This window comes from Caproicibacterium argilliputei (assembly GCF_029211325.2).
GTDB classification, from domain to species: domain Bacteria; phylum Bacillota; class Clostridia; order Oscillospirales; family Acutalibacteraceae; genus Caproicibacterium; species Caproicibacterium argilliputei.
Window position 1 is genome coordinate 2,109,883 of record NZ_CP135996.1, and the last position, 17,139, is coordinate 2,127,021.

A 17,139-nucleotide genomic window follows, 5' to 3' on the forward strand; every position below is an offset into this window, starting at 1 on the left:
GAAACGCTGCTGCTTTCTTTCTATTTGTACGCTTTCAGTAGAACTGTGCCACTCCACTGCCGCAGAAATTCCACTTTGGAAAAACCGGCGTCAGTCAAAGCTTCTGTTTCGTGCGCGCGGGTCAGCGGCGTATCATAGTGGAAAAACGTATCCTGCGGCAAATGCTGTTCCGCCCGAAGCCGTGCCAGTTCGGCAAAATGCAGCTGTTCTTCCCCATCATTTTCAGCCATGTAATCGGTTAAGATAAAAAAGCCGCCGTCTTTCAAAGCTGCGTGCAGCTTTCGGTAAAGCGGCACTTTCTGCTCCTGTGAAAAGTGGTGCAGCGACTCCACCGAAACTGCCGCGTCAAACTGCGCGGTTCCAAAAGGAACGGTAAAGTACGAACCCTGAATCAGAGTCAGAGCTTTGTCCGAAAACTTTTCCTTCAAACGTTCCAGCATCCCCGCCGCGAGGTCGATTCCCGTTACGGAAGCAGTCGGGTTCCGTGGAAAATATTCATTTAGTTCCAAACCGGTGCCACAGCCCAAATCCAGAATTCTACATTTCGGGGTTGTGGGCAGCAGAGATGCGGTAAAGGGGTAAAACGTCTTTGCGCCATCTATAACATTAAGTTGATGTTCTTCGTAGCCGTTCAGGCGGTTGTCAAAAAACGCGCCCATAGTTTCAAGCTGTTCCAAAGGTTCCTCCATAGCGGTGTGTGCTTGTATTTATTCTCCATGCGGCAATGGATGCAAGGTTTATGTATGTACAATTTCCGGAAAGCTGCCAATCTGCGAAACGGTTTGTTCCAAAAAACCGCCCTGTAAAAACAGTGCGGTATCCGTTTGCTGCACTTTGTATTTTTCTAATCCGGCAGTTTCCTGCGGTGCAAAAAGGAAGTCCACCGTCCGGATGTCCGAGCCGAAAGCCGTATAAATCGCAGAGTAAGGAATCACCCGACTTGCAAAAACATCATAAAGCTTTAGAACAGAATCATTGACCTCTGCAATCGCATAAGCATCTGCTTCTGGTAAATGGTACACCTTTTCTTTGAAAAACTGCGTCAGATAGAACATGAGCAAGTCATCCGTCTGCATTTGCAGCTGACCGATACTTCTGCGCCGGTTTTTTTCTGTTAAGAAACGCTCCCAGTCATCAGCAGATTCCATGGGGACAGGCTCCGCTGATGCAGTTCCGGTACAGGAAACGCCTGTTTTGAAACGATATTCATCTGCCTTATGAAAACCAAATTTCGGATAGAAATCCAGAACGGTATCATTGGCATACAGAAAGAAACCGTCACATTGGGCATAGTCAAGTAATATTTTTTCCATCAATCTTCGGCTCAGCCCTCTGTTGCGGAAAGCAGACTTGGTCATGACGGTTCCCAACTGAATACAACGCTGCTTTTGTCCTTGGTAATAAAAATCAATTAAATTCACAGATATATTTGCAAGCACTTCACCGTCATTGATCATCGAATAAGGGATATACCGGTCTTTCCAGTATCCGCTTCGGTACCAGTCCTCAAAAGAAAGCCCAAAAGTTTCTGTGGCTAATGCGTTGAACGACCTGCGCAAAGCAGTGTCATTCTGATAGCCTTTGACCAGTTGTTCTGTCATGTTTCGCCCTCACAAAGAAAAGATATCTGGTCAGTCTGCAGTTTGGCGATGCAGATTTTCACGCGCAACCGCCAGCATCAGCTTAATGCGGTTCTCCTGATTGACCTTTGTGGCGCCGGGGTCGTAGTCAATCGGCACAATATTGGCGTCCGGATTCACTTCCTTAATTTTGCGAATCATCCCTTTGCCGACAATGTGGTTCGGCAAACAGCCGAACGGCTGTGCGCAGACGATGTTTTCAAATCCGCACTCGGCAAGTTCTAACATCTCCGCAGTCAAAAGCCAGCCCTCGCCCATCTTGGCTCCGTATCCAATCACGCCTTTAACCAGTTCATGCACGTGTGAAAACTCTGTGGGCGCCAGAAACTGCGGGTAAGGCTTAAAAGCTTCCGTAATGGCATTCTGCATCTTCGTCACATATCGGAACAGCAGTTCCGAAACAGCGGAAGGAAGGGGATTGCCGCCGTACAGCGCCACATCGTCCTGCCGGTGCTCCAACATAAACAGCAGAAAGTTCATCAGGCCGGGCACATTGACTTCGCAGTCCTGCTCTGCCAGAAAGTCCTCCAGATGATTGTTCGCAAACGCAGCGTACTTGACATAGATTTCTCCAACAATGCCGACGTGCACCTTCGGTGTTTTCTTGACTGGCACCGCGGCAAAGTCTGCCAGAATCAGGCTCAGGTTTTTGCGTTGGTCATGCATACCGATTCCTTTGCCATGCGAAAACTGCTCGTTCAGCTTCTGCGTCCAGCTGTCCAGCAACGCCTCACTCTGCCCCTTGTGGATTTCATAAGGCTTAATCTGGTTGTTCAGGCACATCATCGCATCACCGTAAACCACACCCGCCACCAGCCGGCGGATAATGCCGAGGTCAATCGAAAAACCGGGGTTTTTCTCCAACCCCACCAGATTGAGGCTGATAATCGGCACTTGGTCCAGGTTCGCTTTGTGCATCGCCTTGCGCAGCAGGTGGATGTAATTGCTGGCGCGGCAGCCGCCGCCGGTCTGCGTCAGCATCAGCGCAGTGTGGTCCAAATCATATTTACCGGAATGCAGCGCATCCAGAAACTGCCCGATGACCAGCAGTGCTGGATAGCAGGCGTCGTTGTGCACATATTTCAGTCCTTCCTGCACAACGGAAGGGCCGCTGTTTTCCAGCAGTTCAATTTTGTATCCCGCATTGCGCAGAACACCCACAAAAAGCTTAAAGTGCACCGGAAGCATCATGGGAATGAGGATGGTATACTCCTCTTTCATTTCCTTGGTAAAAAGCAGGCGGCCGGTTTTATCGTAAACAAGTTCTGCCATATTTCAGCACCTCACTGTTCCAGCGCAGCGAAAAGACTGCGCAGGCGAATCTTGACAGCACCCAGATTGGTAATCTCATCAATCTTAATCTGGGTGTAAATTTTATCGTGTTTTTCCAAAATGCTGCGCACTTCGTCCGTGGTGATGGCGTCCAGTCCGCAGCCGAAAGAAACCATCTGCACCAGATTCATATCCGCCTGGGTGGCAACGTACTCCGCCGCCGAGTAAAGGCGCGCGTGGTACGTCCACTGGTTCAGAACATCGACCGGCTGCTTTTTCGTGCGCTCCGCAATGACGTCCTCGCTGACCACCGCCGCGCCCAGCGTGGTAATCAGCTTGTCAATGCCGTGGTTGACCTCCGGGTCCAGATGATACGGTCTGCCGGACAGCACAATGATCTGCCGGTGCTCCAAGCGGGCGCGGTCAATCATTTCGTTACCCTTGGCACAGATGTCCTGCATATACGCCTCATATGCCTTATAAGCCGCGCCGGCGGCAATCTTCACCTCTTTGAGCGTAAACGTGCCGTCAAAGCGGGTATTGAGGATTTCTGTCATTTTTTTCGGGAAGCTGCGCGGGCGGTGAATCCCCACATAATCATCAATGAAGTTCACATTCTTCAGCTGCGGCATATTGGCAGCCAGCACTTCCGGATAGTAGGCAACCACCGGGCAGTTATAGTGGTTGTCACTGCGGTGTTCATCAATGTTGTAGCTCATGCAGGGATAAAAAATTGTTTTAAGTCCGGCGTCCAGCAGCTTCATAATGTGGCCGTGCGCCAGCTTTGCCGGGAAGCAGACCGTGTCGCTGGGAATGGTGCTCTGCCCCTCGATATACAATTCGCGAGTAGAAAGCGGCGACGTGACCACCTCAAAGCCCAGCAAGGAAAAGAACGTGTGCCAGAACGGCAGCAGCTCATACATATTTAAGCACATCGGGATGCCGATTTTTCCACGGCTGCCGGCAGGAACCGGCACATAAGACTGCAGCTTGCTGAGTTTGTACGCAAACAGATCCAAATCCGCGCCGCCGTTACCGCGTTTGGTTACGGGACGTTCGCAGCGATTGCCGCCGATAAAGCGCCGTCCGCCTGCAAAGATATTGATGGTCAGGCGGCAGTTGTTGTTGCACAGACCGCAGTTTGTCACCTTGACCTCATGCTTAAAGTTTTCCAGTTCCTCTTTAGAAATGAGTGTACTGCTGCCCTCTTCGCGGCGCAAAGACTTCTGCATGGCATACACCGCCGCGCCGTAAGCCCCCATCAAACCGGAAATGTCCGGGCGCACCACATCTACATGCATTTCCTTTTCAAACACGCGCAGCACGGCATCATTCAGGAACGTGCCACCCTGCACTACAATGTTGCGGCCCAGTTCCTCTGCAGAGGAAACGCGGATGACTTTGTAAAGCGCGTTTTTCACCACGCTGACGGAAAGACCAGCGGAAATATCCGCGGTGGTCGCGCCGTCCTTCTGTGCCTGCTTAACCTGGCTGTTCATAAAAACGGTACAGCGGCTGCCCAAGTCAACCGGATGCTTTGCAAACAGACCCAGTTTGGCGAAATCCTCAATGGAGTAACCGAGCGTGTTGGCAAACGTCTGCAAAAAAGAACCGCAGCCGGAGGAACAGGCTTCGTTCAAGAAGATATTATCAATCGCACCGCCGCGAATTTTAAAACACTTCATGTCCTGCCCGCCGATGTCAATGACAAAATCCACTTTCGGCATAAAGCGTTTGGCAGCTGTAAAGTGTGCAATGGTTTCCACAATGCCAAAGTCCAGATTAAAGGCGTTTTTCAGCAGTTCCTCGCCATAGCCGGTGACCGCCGCAGCAGTAAAGCGCAGGTCGGGGCGCACCTTGTACAGTTCCAGCAAGTAATCCCGCACAAGCGGAACCGGATTGCCGGCATTGCTGCGGTAAATGCTGTCCAAAATCTGCCCGTCGCTGCCCATGACCACCGCTTTAATGGTGGTAGAGCCGGAGTCAACCCCCAGAAACACCGGGCCTTTGTAGGTTTTGAAGTCGCCGCGCGGCGCTTTGCAGCGGCTGTGCCGCTCCACGAAAGCATCATACGCCGCCTGGTCTTGAAACAACGGCGCAATGCTGCGGAAATTGCCGGTATTGCCGTAAGAGGCAATGTTTTTTAGCGCGGTGTCCAAATCAATCTCGATTTCACTGCTGAACGCAGCGCCCAGCGCAACGTAATAAAGGCTGTTTTCCGGGCAGGTGCCGGTGGTTTTTAACGCTGTGTCAAACGCGTGGCGCAAGCCGCTGAGAAACGTCAGCGGGCCGCCGAGGTACACCACATTACCGGTGATCGGCCGTCCCTGCGCCAGCCCGGCGATGGTCTGGTTTGCCACTGCCGCAAAAATGCTGGCAGAAAGGTCGCTTTTGCGCGCGCCCTGATTTAACAGCGGCTGAATATCACTCTTAGCAAAGACCCCGCAGCGGGAGGCAATGGTGTAAATCTTTTCGTACTGGGCTGAGAGTTTGTCCATTTCCTCCAGCGAAATGCCCAGCAGCGTTGCCATCTGGTCAATAAACGCGCCGGTGCCGCCTGCGCAGGAGCCGTTCATACGCACCTCGGTGCCGCCGGTCAGAAACAGGATTTTCGCATCCTCGCCGCCCAGTTCGATAATACAGTCCGTTTCCGGAAGCAGCCGCCCGGTGGCAATGCGCGTGGCATACACTTCCTGCACAAACGGCAAACCGCAGGTTTCGCTGACCCCCATACCAGCGGAACCGGAAACCGTCAGTTTCGCGTCCTTGCCGCATACCACTTCCTTACGGATTTTGGTAAGCAGTTCCGTCATTTTTTCGGTAATTTGTGAGTAATGGCGTTCATAAGACTGAAAAACGATTTGATCCTCATCGTCCAGTACAATACTTTTGATAGTTGTGGAACCTACGTCGAGTCCAATTTTCATAGGGAACCCCTTTCTCCCGCACAGCGGAAAGGAAGCCGTCTGCCGCCGAACGGTGCTTGCAAAAAAACTATACAAAAAAGGTGAATTTTAAGGGAATACCCGCCCCACTATTAAAGGAAAAGGCGGTATATTCAAAAAATACGAACAATTACTATAGTTTATCGCTTTGGATGGAATCTGTCAAGCGATTGCCCGCAGAAGCAAACCGGCACACTGCCGGCTGTTCGGCTTTGCTTGCCCTCTTTCTCATTTTGGGGTATACTAACGATACATTTCCCAATGGAAGTGAAAAGACTGGAGGTAATTTCCGTTATGCAGAACCCTGTTGTTACATTTGAAACCACAGCGGGCACCATCCGGGCCGAACTGTACCCGCAGGTTGCGCCGAACACAGTCAATAATTTCATCAGCCTGATCCAATCCGGCTTTTACGACGGCACCATTTTTCACCGCGTAATTCCGGGCTTTATGATTCAGGGCGGCGACCCGGAGGGTACCGGCATGGGCGGCCCGGATTACAGCATCCGCGGCGAATTTGCCCAAAACGGCTTTCCGAATGACCTGAAACATACCCGTGGTGTCCTCAGCATGGCACGCACCATGATACCCGACTCCGCCGGCAGCCAGTTCTTTTTGATGGTTGCGGACGCACCGCATCTGGACGGGCAGTACGCCGCCTTTGGCAAGGTAACGGAGGGCATGGATGCCGCCGACAAGATTGCCGCCGCCCGCCGCGACCGCAACGACCGCCCCAAAGAAGACCAGGTCATGACCAAAGTGACCGTAGAAACTTTCGGGGGAAAATACCCCGCACCGAAAACCGTTTAAGTCCGCAAAGCCGCTGCAAGGCGGCTTTTTTTCTGCGTGAAAAAGCTTTTTCTTGCCATGGATTCCGGTTTGTGTTATACTATGAAGAGTTATTTTGTCAGGGGGAAATGCAATATGTCTGGCCATTCAAAATGGAATAATATCAAACGTAAAAAAGAAAAGGCCGACGGCGCCAAGGCAAAGGTTTTCACCAAAATCGGCCGTGAACTCGCGGTCGCAGTCAAAGAGGGCGGCGGCCCCGACCCGGCCAGCAACTCCAAACTGAAGGACTGCATTGCCAAGGCAAAAGCGGCAAATGTTCCAAACGATAACATCGAGCGCATTATCAAGCGCGCTGCCGGTGACGGCGATGACACCAAGTATGAAAACATTGTCTATGAAGGCTACGGCCCCAGCGGCGTTGCCGTAATCGTAGAGGCACTGTCTGACAACCGCAACCGCACTGCCGCAGACATCCGCCACGCATTTGACAAGTTTGGCGGCAACCTCGGTACAACCGGCTGTGTTTCCTTTCTGTTTGAGCAGAAAGGCGTGCTGGTCATTGAGCGCGAAGGGCACGACGAGGACAAAGTCATGGAAGATGCTCTGGAAGCCGGCGCAGCTGATTTTCAGGCAGACGAAGACATCTTCGAAATTTACACGGAACCGGACGACTTTTCCGGTGTGCTCAGCGACCTGACAGACAAAGACTATGAATTTGAAACTGCCGAGGTGCAGATGGTGCCCAGTACTTATGTGAAACTCCCGGAGGGCAAGGAAGCCAGTATGCAGAAACTGCTGGATGCTCTGGAGGATAACGATGATGTGCAGAATGTCTGGCACAACTGGGAAGAACCAGAGGACGAAGACGACGAGTAAGTTTTCCTGATAGACAGCCCCTGCAGGGCATTTGCCTGCAAAGGGCTGTCTTTTATAGGGCAAAAAGTTGCGGCGGCTGAGAAATTTCAGTCGCCGCATTTTTATGCTTTTTGCACTGCCGTGCTGTCATCTGCCTGTGCCTGCTTTCGAGCGCGAAAATACGTGCGGTTATACTGCACCGCCGCATCGTCCGGTTTAAACTGCGCGGCAAGTTCGTTGCACTGCTCAGCGGTATCTGGCATCCCCAATTGATCGTAACAAACCGTCAGTTCCATACACGGAATGTAGCCCCAGCAGTCCTCCCGAAGAAATCCCCAGCAGTTTTTCGGTTTTTGCAGACTGAGCGCCAGCCGGAACCAGAAAGCCGCCTTTTGATAATCCCCGGCTGCTTTCCACGCATAACCCAGTGCGCAGCAAAGTTCTGCCCGCGGCGTATCATAAACAAAGCTTCGCGTCAGCGCCTGCAGCTGTTTTTCCCGCTGCCCCATCTGTGCATAGCAGACCGCAAGCGACTCACAGGCGGTAATCTGATCCTCTACCCACCCTTTGCCGCCGTCAAGAAACTGCTCAAAAAAGTGGGCGGATTTTTCATACTGGCGGCTGTCCTTCAGCTCTCTGGCATAATAATAGAGTCCCCTGGGGGAAAGGGCGCCGCCTTCTGCCAAAATCCGTTCATAAATTGCAAGGTTGCGGCCCGGTACAGCGCTTTTCAGTTTCTGATGTGTCACAGCAATAGCAGACTGTATGACCTTCCCGTACACTTCTAAATATTCATGTACTGGTTCTTTCCAGACAAAGTGTCTGGCGCGCTTGACCAGACGCTCGCGATAGTACCGAAAGGTGACATTCCCCGCCGCATCAAAGCCTGTGTGATACTGCATCATAACTGCATCCACCGTGCCATCCAGACTTTCTTTAAGCGCTTTCAATTTCTTCCGGTCATCCTCCAGCAAAACATCATCTGCGTCCAGCCACAGGATATACTCCATGGAAGCATGCGCAAAAGAAGCATTGCGTGCTTTGGAAAAATCATCTTCCCATGGGAAGTCAAAAACCTTATCGGTAAATTGGCGTGCAATTTCTTTTGTCGCGTCTGTAGAGCCGGTATCTGTTATCAGAATCTCATCCGCAATTCCTCTCACAGAAGACAGACACCGCGCCAACTGCGCTTCCTCGTTTTTCACAATCATGCATAAACTGATGGTCTTCAAAGATTGTCTCCCCCATTCGTGTTGGTTTCTATATGATAGAACGAAAGGCCCGCCCACCATGCAATGGACGGACCTTTTCACGGACATTGATTCTGAAAGAGCGCGGTTTAAGCGATATTCACGCCACCGCTGGCGTATCCGGTCAAGGTATTCACCAGAGATACACCCGTCGACGTAATGGTAAAGACCAGCAGCAGTCTGGTTCCCGCCGTAACGGGAATGCTCAGTCCGCTTACTGTGCCGGAGGCTATATCTCCTACGCTGATGACGCCGCCGATCGTCGGTGCCAGATCAACCTCTGCACCTGAAATTGGCGAAAAAATGTTGTCCGGCGTCGTGGATTCATAAAGCTGTGCATGAACCGTAATGTCGGTTCCAGCCAGCGTAAGTGCAATCACAACACTGAAATAGGCTGTCAGATCTGTAATGGTGCCGTCGCGCGGAACAGAGAATGACATATTGGCAAGCGTTCCTGCGGAACCGGTCAGATCAATAGACGCGCCCAAAACCGTTGACAAGACAGCGCTGTTACCAAAAGCTACAAGTGCGGGAAGCCCCGCTATACCCAAAGCAATCGAAGTCGGCGCTACCGGAATACCCGAAGCAAAAGGAATGATCGCACCATCTCCCGCCGGACCTGTCGGCCCGGTGGGACCAGTTGCGCCTGTGGGACCGGTAGGACCGGTCGCACCAGTCGGACCCGTTACGCCATCAGCGCCGGTCGGACCGGTTGGACCGATCGCTCCATCAGCGCCGGTCGGACCGGTTGGACCGATCGCTCCATCAGCACCGGTCGCACCGGTTGGACCGATCGCTCCATCAGCACCCGTTGCGCCAGTTGGACCTGTGGGGCCGGTGGGGCCGGTCGCGCCTGTCGGACCCGTTGCGCCAGTCGGACCGGTTGGACCGATCGCTCCATCAGCGCCGGTCGGACCGGTTGGACCGATCGCTCCATCAGCACCCGTCGGACCGGTTGGACCGATCGCTCCATCAGCACCCGTTGCGCCAGTTGGACCTGTGGGGCCGGTCGCGCCTGTCGGACCCGTTACGCCATCAGCACCCGTCGGACCGGTTGGACCGATCACTCCATCAGCACCCGTTGCGCCAGTTGGACCGATCACTCCATCAGCACCCGTTGCGCCAGTTGGACCTGTGGGGCCGGTCGCGCCTGTCGGACCCGTTGCGCCAGTCGGACCGGTTGGACCGATCGCTCCATCAGCACCCGTTGCGCCAGTTGGACCTGTGGGGCCAGTGGGGCCTGTCGCGCCAGTGGGGCCTGTGGGGCCAGTCGGGCCTGTTGCGCCAGTCGGACCCGTTGCGCCAGTCGGACCTGTCGCGCCAGCCGTACCATTTGCTCCGGTCGCGCCAGTCGGACCCGTTGCGCCAGTCGGACCTGTCGCGCCAGCCGTACCATTTGCTCCGGTCGCGCCAGTCGGACCCGTTGCGCCAGTCGGACCTGTTGCGCCATTTGCTCCTGCCGGACCTTGTATGCCTTGCGGCCCCTGCGGTCCTTGCACGCCCTGTGGACCCTGCGGACCTGTCGGACCCTGCACACCCTGCGGTCCTTGCGGACCCTGTGGGCCAGCAGGCCCTGTTGCACCTGTTGCACCTGTTCCGGCCGGACCCGTGGGCCCCTGCGGACCCGTTGGACCGGTGGGACCGGTCGGGCCGACACAATGAATCTCAACTGGCGGACAGCAGGGACGGCATGGCCTTACATTGGTACAGAACGGGACATTTTCCCAGTTCCGATTATTGACCGGCTGATTCTGTGAGCCGGATCTTGGCGGACTATTCGGATAATAAGTTCCATCACCGCAATAATAATTCATATGCATTGCTCCTACCTGTTTACATTGTGTGAAAAACGAGGAGATTGCAAACCTACCCCATAACCAAACTATGCACATCTGCTGCAATGCGTGCAAATTCGCCAGATCAGAATGTCGCAGACAAAAAACTCCCGAAACACCGCAAGCTGACGCGGTATTTCGGGAGTTTCTCTTTTAACAAGTCAAACAATCTGCCACGGATTTTTTTCTCCACTTTCAAACGCCATGCAGCTTCGAATGGAATTTTCCACCATATCACTGACTGCCTGATCTGTATAGAAAGCAGTGTGTGGTGTTACCAGCACGTTCGGCAGTGCCTTCAGCAGTGCCAGATCATGGTTGTCAAGCGGACGGTCCTGCAGATCTTTGTAATACAAGCCCGCTTCCTTTTCAATCACATCCAGCGCCGCGCCACCCAGCTTTCCGGCTTCCAGCACCGCAATCAGCGCTTCGGTGTCAACCAGCGTGCCGCGGCCGGTATTTACCAAAATGGCGTCTGACTTCATTTTGGAAAGGTTTTCTTCCCCGATCATATGGTAATTTTCCGGCGTTGCGGGCATATGCAGCGTGACAACGTCACTCTTTCGCAAAAGCGTGTCCAGATCCACATACTGAGCAAAAGCTTTGACTTCCTCACTCTCATGCAGATCGCAGGCCAGAATGCGGCAGCCGAAACCGGTCAGGCGCGTGATGACCGTGCGCCCAATGCGACCTGTACCGACCACGCCGACCGTCAGATTCGGCAGTTCCCGTCCCTGCACGCCTTCGAGGGAAAAGTTCTGCACCCATGCGTGCTGCAGAATCGACTTCATGCGGCGCGTCGCCATTAAAATTAACAGCAGGGTGTAATCCGCCACACTGTTCGGGGAGTAGCTGACATTGCCCACATGAATGCCCAGCTTTTTGGCGTAGGCAATATCAATATGGTCATATCCAATGGTGCGTGTGGAAATATAGTGAACACCCACCCGATGCAAAGCGTCCAGAACCGCGGCGGAAACCGGTGTGGTAATGATGCTGACAGCAGCACTGCCAGCCGCTGCGGCAGCGCTCTGCTCGGTCAGTGGGCCGTCCACCTGATGCAGTGAAACAGCGTACTGCTTGGAAAACTTCTGCAGGTACGGCGCTTCATCCTCCCTGCAGGAATAAACGGTAATTGGCAATTTTCTCAGTCCTTTCTAAAAGCACACAGAAATTGCGGCAGAAGTCTGCAAACATCTTGCTGCATCGTGTGCGATGTGCTATACTAAAGTGCTATTGAATTGATAAAGAGGGAACGCCGTATGAACAGCACCAATCAGTCCGCCAGTCTGCCACCCGTGTCCAGTGAATTGAATTTTCTATCCTGCGGTGAGCAGCACTGCTCGCCGGCACACACGTTTGGTCCAGCAGTGCAGGAGCAATATTTGCTTTCCTACTGCGTTTCCGGACACGGGATTTTTCAGGTTGACGGAGAAATCTACGCACTGAACCCGCAGCAAGGAATCCTGACACTGCCGGGAGAGCTTGTTTTTCATCAGGCAGACCTGCACGATCCTTGGCACGGCCTTTGGGTCGCATTCAGTGGAACGTTGGCAGAGCCGCACCTTGCGCGCTGTGGGCTGACTGCGGCGCAGCGTTTGTTTCACTGTGAACAGCCGAAAACCATGCAGGCAGTGCTGCAACAGATGCAGGCACACCTGCGGCTGTCCTACAGCGATGAGTTCTATCTGCAGGGGCTTCTCTACCAATGGCTCGGTCTGTTGGCTGCAGCCGCGGCGCTTCCCTATCGGCAGGCAGAAAAAGCCGGAAATGTTTATGTGTGCAAAGCTGTTGAATTCATGCAAAAAAATTACCAACACAATATTTCCGTTGCAGAGCTTTCCGCTTATGTCGGTCTGAACCGCAGCTATCTTACATTTTTATTCCAACGGGAAATGCAGATGGCCCCGCGTGATTATCTGCTGCACCTGCGTATGAAAAAGGCTTGCACGCTGCTGTATCAAAGCGAATTGCCAGTCGGGCAAATCGCGCATTCCTGCGGCTACCCAGACCCATTGGCATTTTCCAAAGCGTTTCGCAGGCAGTGTGGCAGCAGCCCGCGGGACTACCGAACGAAAACGCGTGCCGAAAGGATGCCCGCGCTCCCCCATTCTTAACAGCAGAAAAGCTGCGGAACACGCATCCCTGCGGCTTCCTGCAGCTTTTTATTTTCTTGCTTGATTACTCATTAAATGCGGAAGCCACATAAGTTTCCACAGCTTTGCTCATCATCTCTTCGGTTGTGGAAAACTGTGTTTTAGCCTTGACCACGTCGTCGCTGAGCTTGCTGAGGTCGTCCACCGTTTCAATGTTTGTGCCGGACGCCGCACACAGCTCCTCAAAATTTTGAAACTGCGTATATTTCTGTAGGAATGCATCCGGCAGCAGGTCTTTCAGGGTAAGTCCGCCCTCCAGACCGCTGATCATCTGGGTGAACTCCTCAAACTTTTCGAGCATACCTTTTTCTCTGCTTGTCTGTGCCAATACGAAAACCTCCTTTGTGTGAATCATGACCAATCCGCACAAGATTATTTTTAGTGATTATACTCCACCGGCGCGTGAAAAACAAGAGAAATTCGCAATTTTAAGTAAAATCCTTGTTCCAACACCCTGTTGTCAGTCCGCATCTTCTTCCACCCCATCTGCCAAGGGCAGCGCGTGCTCCACCAAATGCCGTGGGTCGTGAGAGGTATCCTGCAGCAAGACTGCGTCGTCATCCAAATCTCCCCAGATGGAGAAGCGGCCGTCATCCTGCCAAACCACTTCCAGTGCGATGTAGGGAATATAATCCTCCACACGGAAACGCGGCTTGTCATGGAAAAACAGCTCCGCCGCGCGGAATTTGTGCTCGCCGTGAAACAGCAAACGCTTCATGTCTCTTCCTCCAGTTTTGGCAGAATCAAATGCAAAAATTCACCGGGATGTCTGCAGAACATCTCCGGCTGCAACGTCAGCGGGCCGCTACTAAGCGACAACGCCGGAATCTGCCGCAGCTCATGCAGCTCCTTTCCCTTAAAGGTCGCCAGACGAATGCGGATCATGTCGTCCACTTCTTCGCCCGGAGCAAACTGCGGCGTCGGATTTTCGTACAGATACACAAAGCAGAATTCACGGTCTGGAAACGGACTTTCCGGAAAGACCTCTTTTTCCTTGGTCATGCCGAGCAGTTCCACCTGCTCCGGTTGCAGCTGCAGCCCCAGCTCCTCTCCGGTTTCACGCAGCAAAGCCTGCTGCGGCGTTTCTCCCGCGCTGATGTGCCCGCCGACCGCTGTATCGTAATAATCCGGAAAGGCGTTTTTGCTGTGCGCACGCTTCTGAAACCAAAGCCACACACCGTCTTCCCTTTTGGAAACCACCCAACAGTGCACCACCGCGTGCCACAGGCCTAATGTGTGCACTTTTGCGCGTTCTTCTGCTCCTATTTTATTGAAATTTTGATCGTATACGGTAAGTAATTCCGTCATGTTTTTCTTTCTTTCTGTAAAGTATACTCCTATACATTCGAGAAAATCCTAATTTTATGGGATTTTCTTTCGAGTATTGTAAAGCTATTTATCTTGACACATTTCATTCGTTTCGCTTTACAGCACTTGAGAATTTTATGGAATATTTTATCAGTCTATGTCTGTTTGTTAGAATTTCGTGCTGAAGCATTGCATTTCTCAGTGCCTGAGCGGGTGCGATTCTTGCAATTTTCTGTTGTCTGCAAGCATTTTTAGGATAAAATCTGTACGGTGAAATGCCTGTGCCGCGGGCCGTCAAATTCACAGAAATAAATGCCCTGCCACGTCCCGAGTGCAAGATGTCCCTCTAAAATCGGCACCGAAACGCTGCACCCGATGACAGAAGACTTCAGATGTGCCGCCGAATTTCCCTCCCGATGCCGAAACTCCGGTCTGTTCGGAAAGGTTTTGTCCAGCGCCCAAAGCAAGTCATGCACCACATCGGGGTCCGCATTCTCATTGATGGTGACAGCAGCCGTGGTATGCACGCAATAGACCAGACAGATGCCGGAATCTACACTGCTTTTCTGCAGGGACTCCTGTACTTGCTCTGTAATTTCATAAAATCCTTCCTGTCCGGTTTCCAGTTCATAGGAATAAAGCATCGCAAATCCTCCATTTCTTTCCGTGTTTGCTGACTGAACAACTTGCTCCTCTCAGTATAGGGCATTCCTGCACAAAACGCAAGGCAGCAAAAAGCGGCGTCCGCAAATGCAGACACCGCTTTTCCAATCGTTAGCTCCGATTTACAGCAGGTGAAAACTCATAATCAGGCCACTGAACACAATGGAAACCATAGACAGCAGCTTAATCAAAATATTGATGGAGGGGCCGCTGGTATCCTTAAACGGATCACCGACCGTATCGCCCACAACAGCTGCTTTGTGACAGTCGCTGCCTTTTCCGCCGTAATTGCCCGCCTCAATGTACTTTTTCGCGTTGTCCCAAGCGCCGCCGGCATTTGCCATCATCACTGCCAGAGTGAAACCGGATGCAGTTGCACCCGCCAGCATCCCACACACACCGTTTACGCCCAGCAGCAGTCCGACCACAATCGGCACAATAACCGCCATCAGCGCCGGTGCAATCATCTGCTTCTGTGCGGCGCGCGTGCACAAATCCACACAGGTTTCGTAATCCGGCTCTGCCTTCCCCTCTAGCAGACCTTTAATCTCCCGGAATTGACGGCGAACTTCCAGTACAATACTTTGCGCCGACTTGCCGACCGCCGCCATGGTCAGCGCTGCAAACATAAACGGCAGCGCCGCACCCACAAACAGTCCAACCAAAACCGCCGGACTGGTGATATTCAGATTGAATGCAAAATGCGGGTCGCGCACTTTAACTTCGCTGATGTATGAAGCAATCAGCGCCAATGCGGTCAAGGCGGCGGAACCAATGGCAAAGCCTTTACCAGTGGCTGCCGTTGTGTTGCCCAGACTGTCCAACGCATCCGTGCGCTCCCGCACAGATGCGTCCAACCCCGCCATTTCTGCAATGCCGCCGGCGTTATCTGCAACCGGTCCATACGCATCCGTTGCAAGGGTAATACCCAATGTTGAAAGCATACCGACTGCGGAAAGCCCAATTCCGTACAGGCCATTGTCATAAGCCTGTGCACCGCCGGAGGCAAAGTAGCTAACTAAAATGGAAATACCCACAATGACAACGGGTGCAGCCGTGGACTTCATGCCAAGACTCATGCCGTTGATAATGATGGTCGCTGCTCCCGTTTGGCTGGATTCTGCCAGCTTTTTCAGCGGGTTGTAGGTGTCGCTGGTAAAATATTCTGTAAAAATGCCAATTAAAATACCGGCAACCAAACCGGAAAGGATAGCGGCGTAAAGCCCGATATGATCGCTGCCCAGCCCGAACCAAATAAGAGGGAACGCGGTCACCGCAATAATGACCGCACTAATCCATGTGCCGCGGCGAAGCGCTGTCAGTAGGTTTTTCTGCGATGCGCCCTCTTCCGTATGTACAAAGAAACTGCCAATGATAGAAGCCAGAATGCCAATGGCAGCCATCGCCATCGGGATGAAAACTCCCTTAAAGCCGTATCCCGCAGCAACGGCAAGCGCAGCTGTGGAAATGATGGAACCCACATACGACTCATACAGATCCGCACCCATGCCGGCCACGTCACCGACGTTGTCACCAACATTGTCTGCAATGACCGCCGGATTGCGCGGGTCATCTTCCGGAATACCAACTTCTACTTTGCCGACCAGGTCTGCACCAACATCCGCAGCTTTAGTGAAAATGCCGCCGCCGACACGCGCAAACAGCGCCATGCTGGAAGCACCCATGCCAAAGGTCAGCATCGCGCTGGTAATGGCCTGCACCTGCGCTGACTCCAAAGCCGCTGCGCTGACATTTGCAGACAAACCCAAGTTAGCCGGGTTGGCGTAAAACCACTTCAGGAAGAAAAACCAGAAAGAAATGTCCAAAAGTCCCAAACCGACAACGACAAATCCCATGACGCCGCCAGCCGAAAAAGCAACCCGCAGCCCGGCATTCAGGCTCTTGCCGGCGGCATTTGCCGTGCGTGCGTTGGCCGAGGTCGCAATGCGCATCCCGATGAATCCGGAAAGTCCGGAAAAAAAGCCGCCTGTCACAAACGCAAACGGTACAAAATAGGTCAGGAACCCGCATCCCGCCATGATGAACAGAACCACAAACATGACCGCGAAGAAGATGGCAACACCGGTGTATTGGCGCTTTAGATAAGCATTGGCGCCGCGGCGAACCGCCTGGGAAATCTGCTGCATCTTTTCCGTGCCTTCTTCAGCTTTCCGCACCTGTTGGGTCAAATACACAGCGAACAACAGTGCAATCACAGAACCCACCGGTGCTAAAAACGTGAGCATATAAGGACCTCCCTGCTTCTCAATTTGCTGCACTTTCCTGCAGCTTCTTCTCTTAGTATAATAATTTATTCACAAAAAGTAAATAGTTTATTGAAAACTTTTATTCGTTCATACAATTTTTGACTTTTTCTGCAACGTCGCAGGTCCACACTTGCAACCTGCACGGAAATTCGCTAT

15 protein-coding genes are annotated in these 17,139 nt (G+C 52.7%); 3 read left to right on the plus strand and 12 right to left on the minus strand.

The window, feature by feature from the left end; translation table 11 throughout:
• Positions 1-20 precede the first annotated feature (20 nt).
• The 4 genes from PXC00_RS10225 to PXC00_RS10240 are packed head-to-tail and all read right to left on the minus strand — an operon-like array spanning position 21 to position 5,839.
• Entirely contained in the window at positions 21-677 is a 657-nt protein-coding gene (locus tag PXC00_RS10225) for a class I SAM-dependent methyltransferase (RefSeq protein ID WP_275845400.1), read from the minus strand.
• Positions 678-737: 60 nt separating this feature from the next.
• The gene (locus tag PXC00_RS10230; RefSeq protein ID WP_275845402.1) at positions 738-1,601 is read right to left on the minus strand and encodes a GNAT family N-acetyltransferase; all 864 of its coding nucleotides are present in this window, start codon (positions 1,599-1,601) and stop codon (positions 738-740) included.
• Between the two features lie 30 nt (positions 1,602-1,631).
• On the minus strand, positions 1,632-2,912 hold the full coding sequence (locus tag PXC00_RS10235; protein WP_275845404.1) for a 2-hydroxyacyl-CoA dehydratase: 1,281 nt from the start codon (positions 2,910-2,912) through the stop codon (positions 1,632-1,634).
• 11 nt (positions 2,913-2,923) lie between these two features.
• Entirely contained in the window at positions 2,924-5,839 is a 2,916-nt protein-coding gene (locus PXC00_RS10240; protein ID WP_275845406.1) for an acyl-CoA dehydratase activase-related protein, read from the minus strand.
• Between the two features lie 312 nt (positions 5,840-6,151).
• Between PXC00_RS10240 and PXC00_RS10245 the strand changes: the two genes are divergently transcribed.
• Together PXC00_RS10245 and PXC00_RS10250 are read left to right on the plus strand one after the other, a co-directional pair.
• On the plus strand, positions 6,152-6,667 hold the full coding sequence (locus PXC00_RS10245) for a peptidylprolyl isomerase (protein WP_275845408.1): 516 nt from the start codon (positions 6,152-6,154) through the stop codon (positions 6,665-6,667).
• Positions 6,668-6,781: 114 nt separating this feature from the next.
• Positions 6,782-7,525 carry a YebC/PmpR family DNA-binding transcriptional regulator gene (locus PXC00_RS10250; protein WP_275845409.1) on the plus strand — a complete coding sequence of 248 codons (744 nt, stop codon included), beginning with the start codon at positions 6,782-6,784 and terminating at the stop codon, positions 7,523-7,525.
• Positions 7,526-7,626: 101 nt separating this feature from the next.
• Here PXC00_RS10250 and PXC00_RS10255 read toward each other — a convergent pair whose 3' ends face one another.
• The 3 genes from PXC00_RS10255 to PXC00_RS10265 all read right to left on the minus strand — a co-directional run bounded on the left by PXC00_RS10255 (position 7,627) and on the right by PXC00_RS10265 (position 11,731).
• Positions 7,627-8,736: a glycosyltransferase gene (locus tag PXC00_RS10255; protein ID WP_275845411.1), complete on the minus strand. Its 1,110-nt coding sequence runs from the start codon at positions 8,734-8,736 to the stop codon at positions 7,627-7,629.
• Between the two features lie 107 nt (positions 8,737-8,843).
• The gene (locus PXC00_RS10260; protein WP_316935214.1) at positions 8,844-10,418 is read right to left on the minus strand and encodes an exosporium glycoprotein BclB-related protein; all 1,575 of its coding nucleotides are present in this window, start codon (positions 10,416-10,418) and stop codon (positions 8,844-8,846) included.
• Positions 10,419-10,750: 332 nt separating this feature from the next.
• Positions 10,751-11,731, minus strand: a complete 981-nt coding sequence (locus tag PXC00_RS10265; protein ID WP_275845413.1) for a D-isomer specific 2-hydroxyacid dehydrogenase family protein — start codon at positions 11,729-11,731, stop codon at positions 10,751-10,753.
• Between the two features lie 120 nt (positions 11,732-11,851).
• Between PXC00_RS10265 and PXC00_RS10270 the strand changes: the two genes are divergently transcribed.
• Positions 11,852-12,706, plus strand: a complete 855-nt coding sequence (locus PXC00_RS10270) for an AraC family transcriptional regulator (protein WP_275845415.1) — start codon at positions 11,852-11,854, stop codon at positions 12,704-12,706.
• Positions 12,707-12,770: 64 nt separating this feature from the next.
• Here the strand turns inward: PXC00_RS10270 and PXC00_RS10275 are convergent, their stop codons facing one another.
• The 5 genes from PXC00_RS10275 to PXC00_RS10295 form a co-directional block, all read right to left on the minus strand.
• Complete coding sequence (locus PXC00_RS10275) at positions 12,771-13,073, minus strand: hypothetical protein (protein ID WP_275845417.1); 303 nt, start codon at positions 13,071-13,073, stop codon at positions 12,771-12,773.
• Between the two features lie 132 nt (positions 13,074-13,205).
• Positions 13,206-13,463, minus strand: coding sequence for a hypothetical protein (locus PXC00_RS10280; protein WP_275845419.1), 258 nt, complete (start codon positions 13,461-13,463; stop codon positions 13,206-13,208).
• Positions 13,460-14,053, minus strand: a complete 594-nt coding sequence (locus PXC00_RS10285; RefSeq protein ID WP_316934946.1) for an NUDIX hydrolase — start codon at positions 14,051-14,053, stop codon at positions 13,460-13,462. Before PXC00_RS10285 ends, PXC00_RS10280 begins: the two co-directional genes overlap by 4 nt.
• A 251-nt stretch (positions 14,054-14,304) precedes the next feature.
• The gene (locus PXC00_RS10290) at positions 14,305-14,697 is read right to left on the minus strand and encodes a secondary thiamine-phosphate synthase enzyme YjbQ (RefSeq protein ID WP_275845423.1); all 393 of its coding nucleotides are present in this window, start codon (positions 14,695-14,697) and stop codon (positions 14,305-14,307) included.
• A gap of 141 nt (positions 14,698-14,838) precedes the next feature.
• A complete protein-coding gene (locus PXC00_RS10295; protein WP_275845425.1) occupies positions 14,839-16,962 on the minus strand; it encodes a sodium-translocating pyrophosphatase in 2,124 nt (707 codons plus the stop codon).
• Between the last annotated feature and the right edge of the window lie 177 nt (positions 16,963-17,139).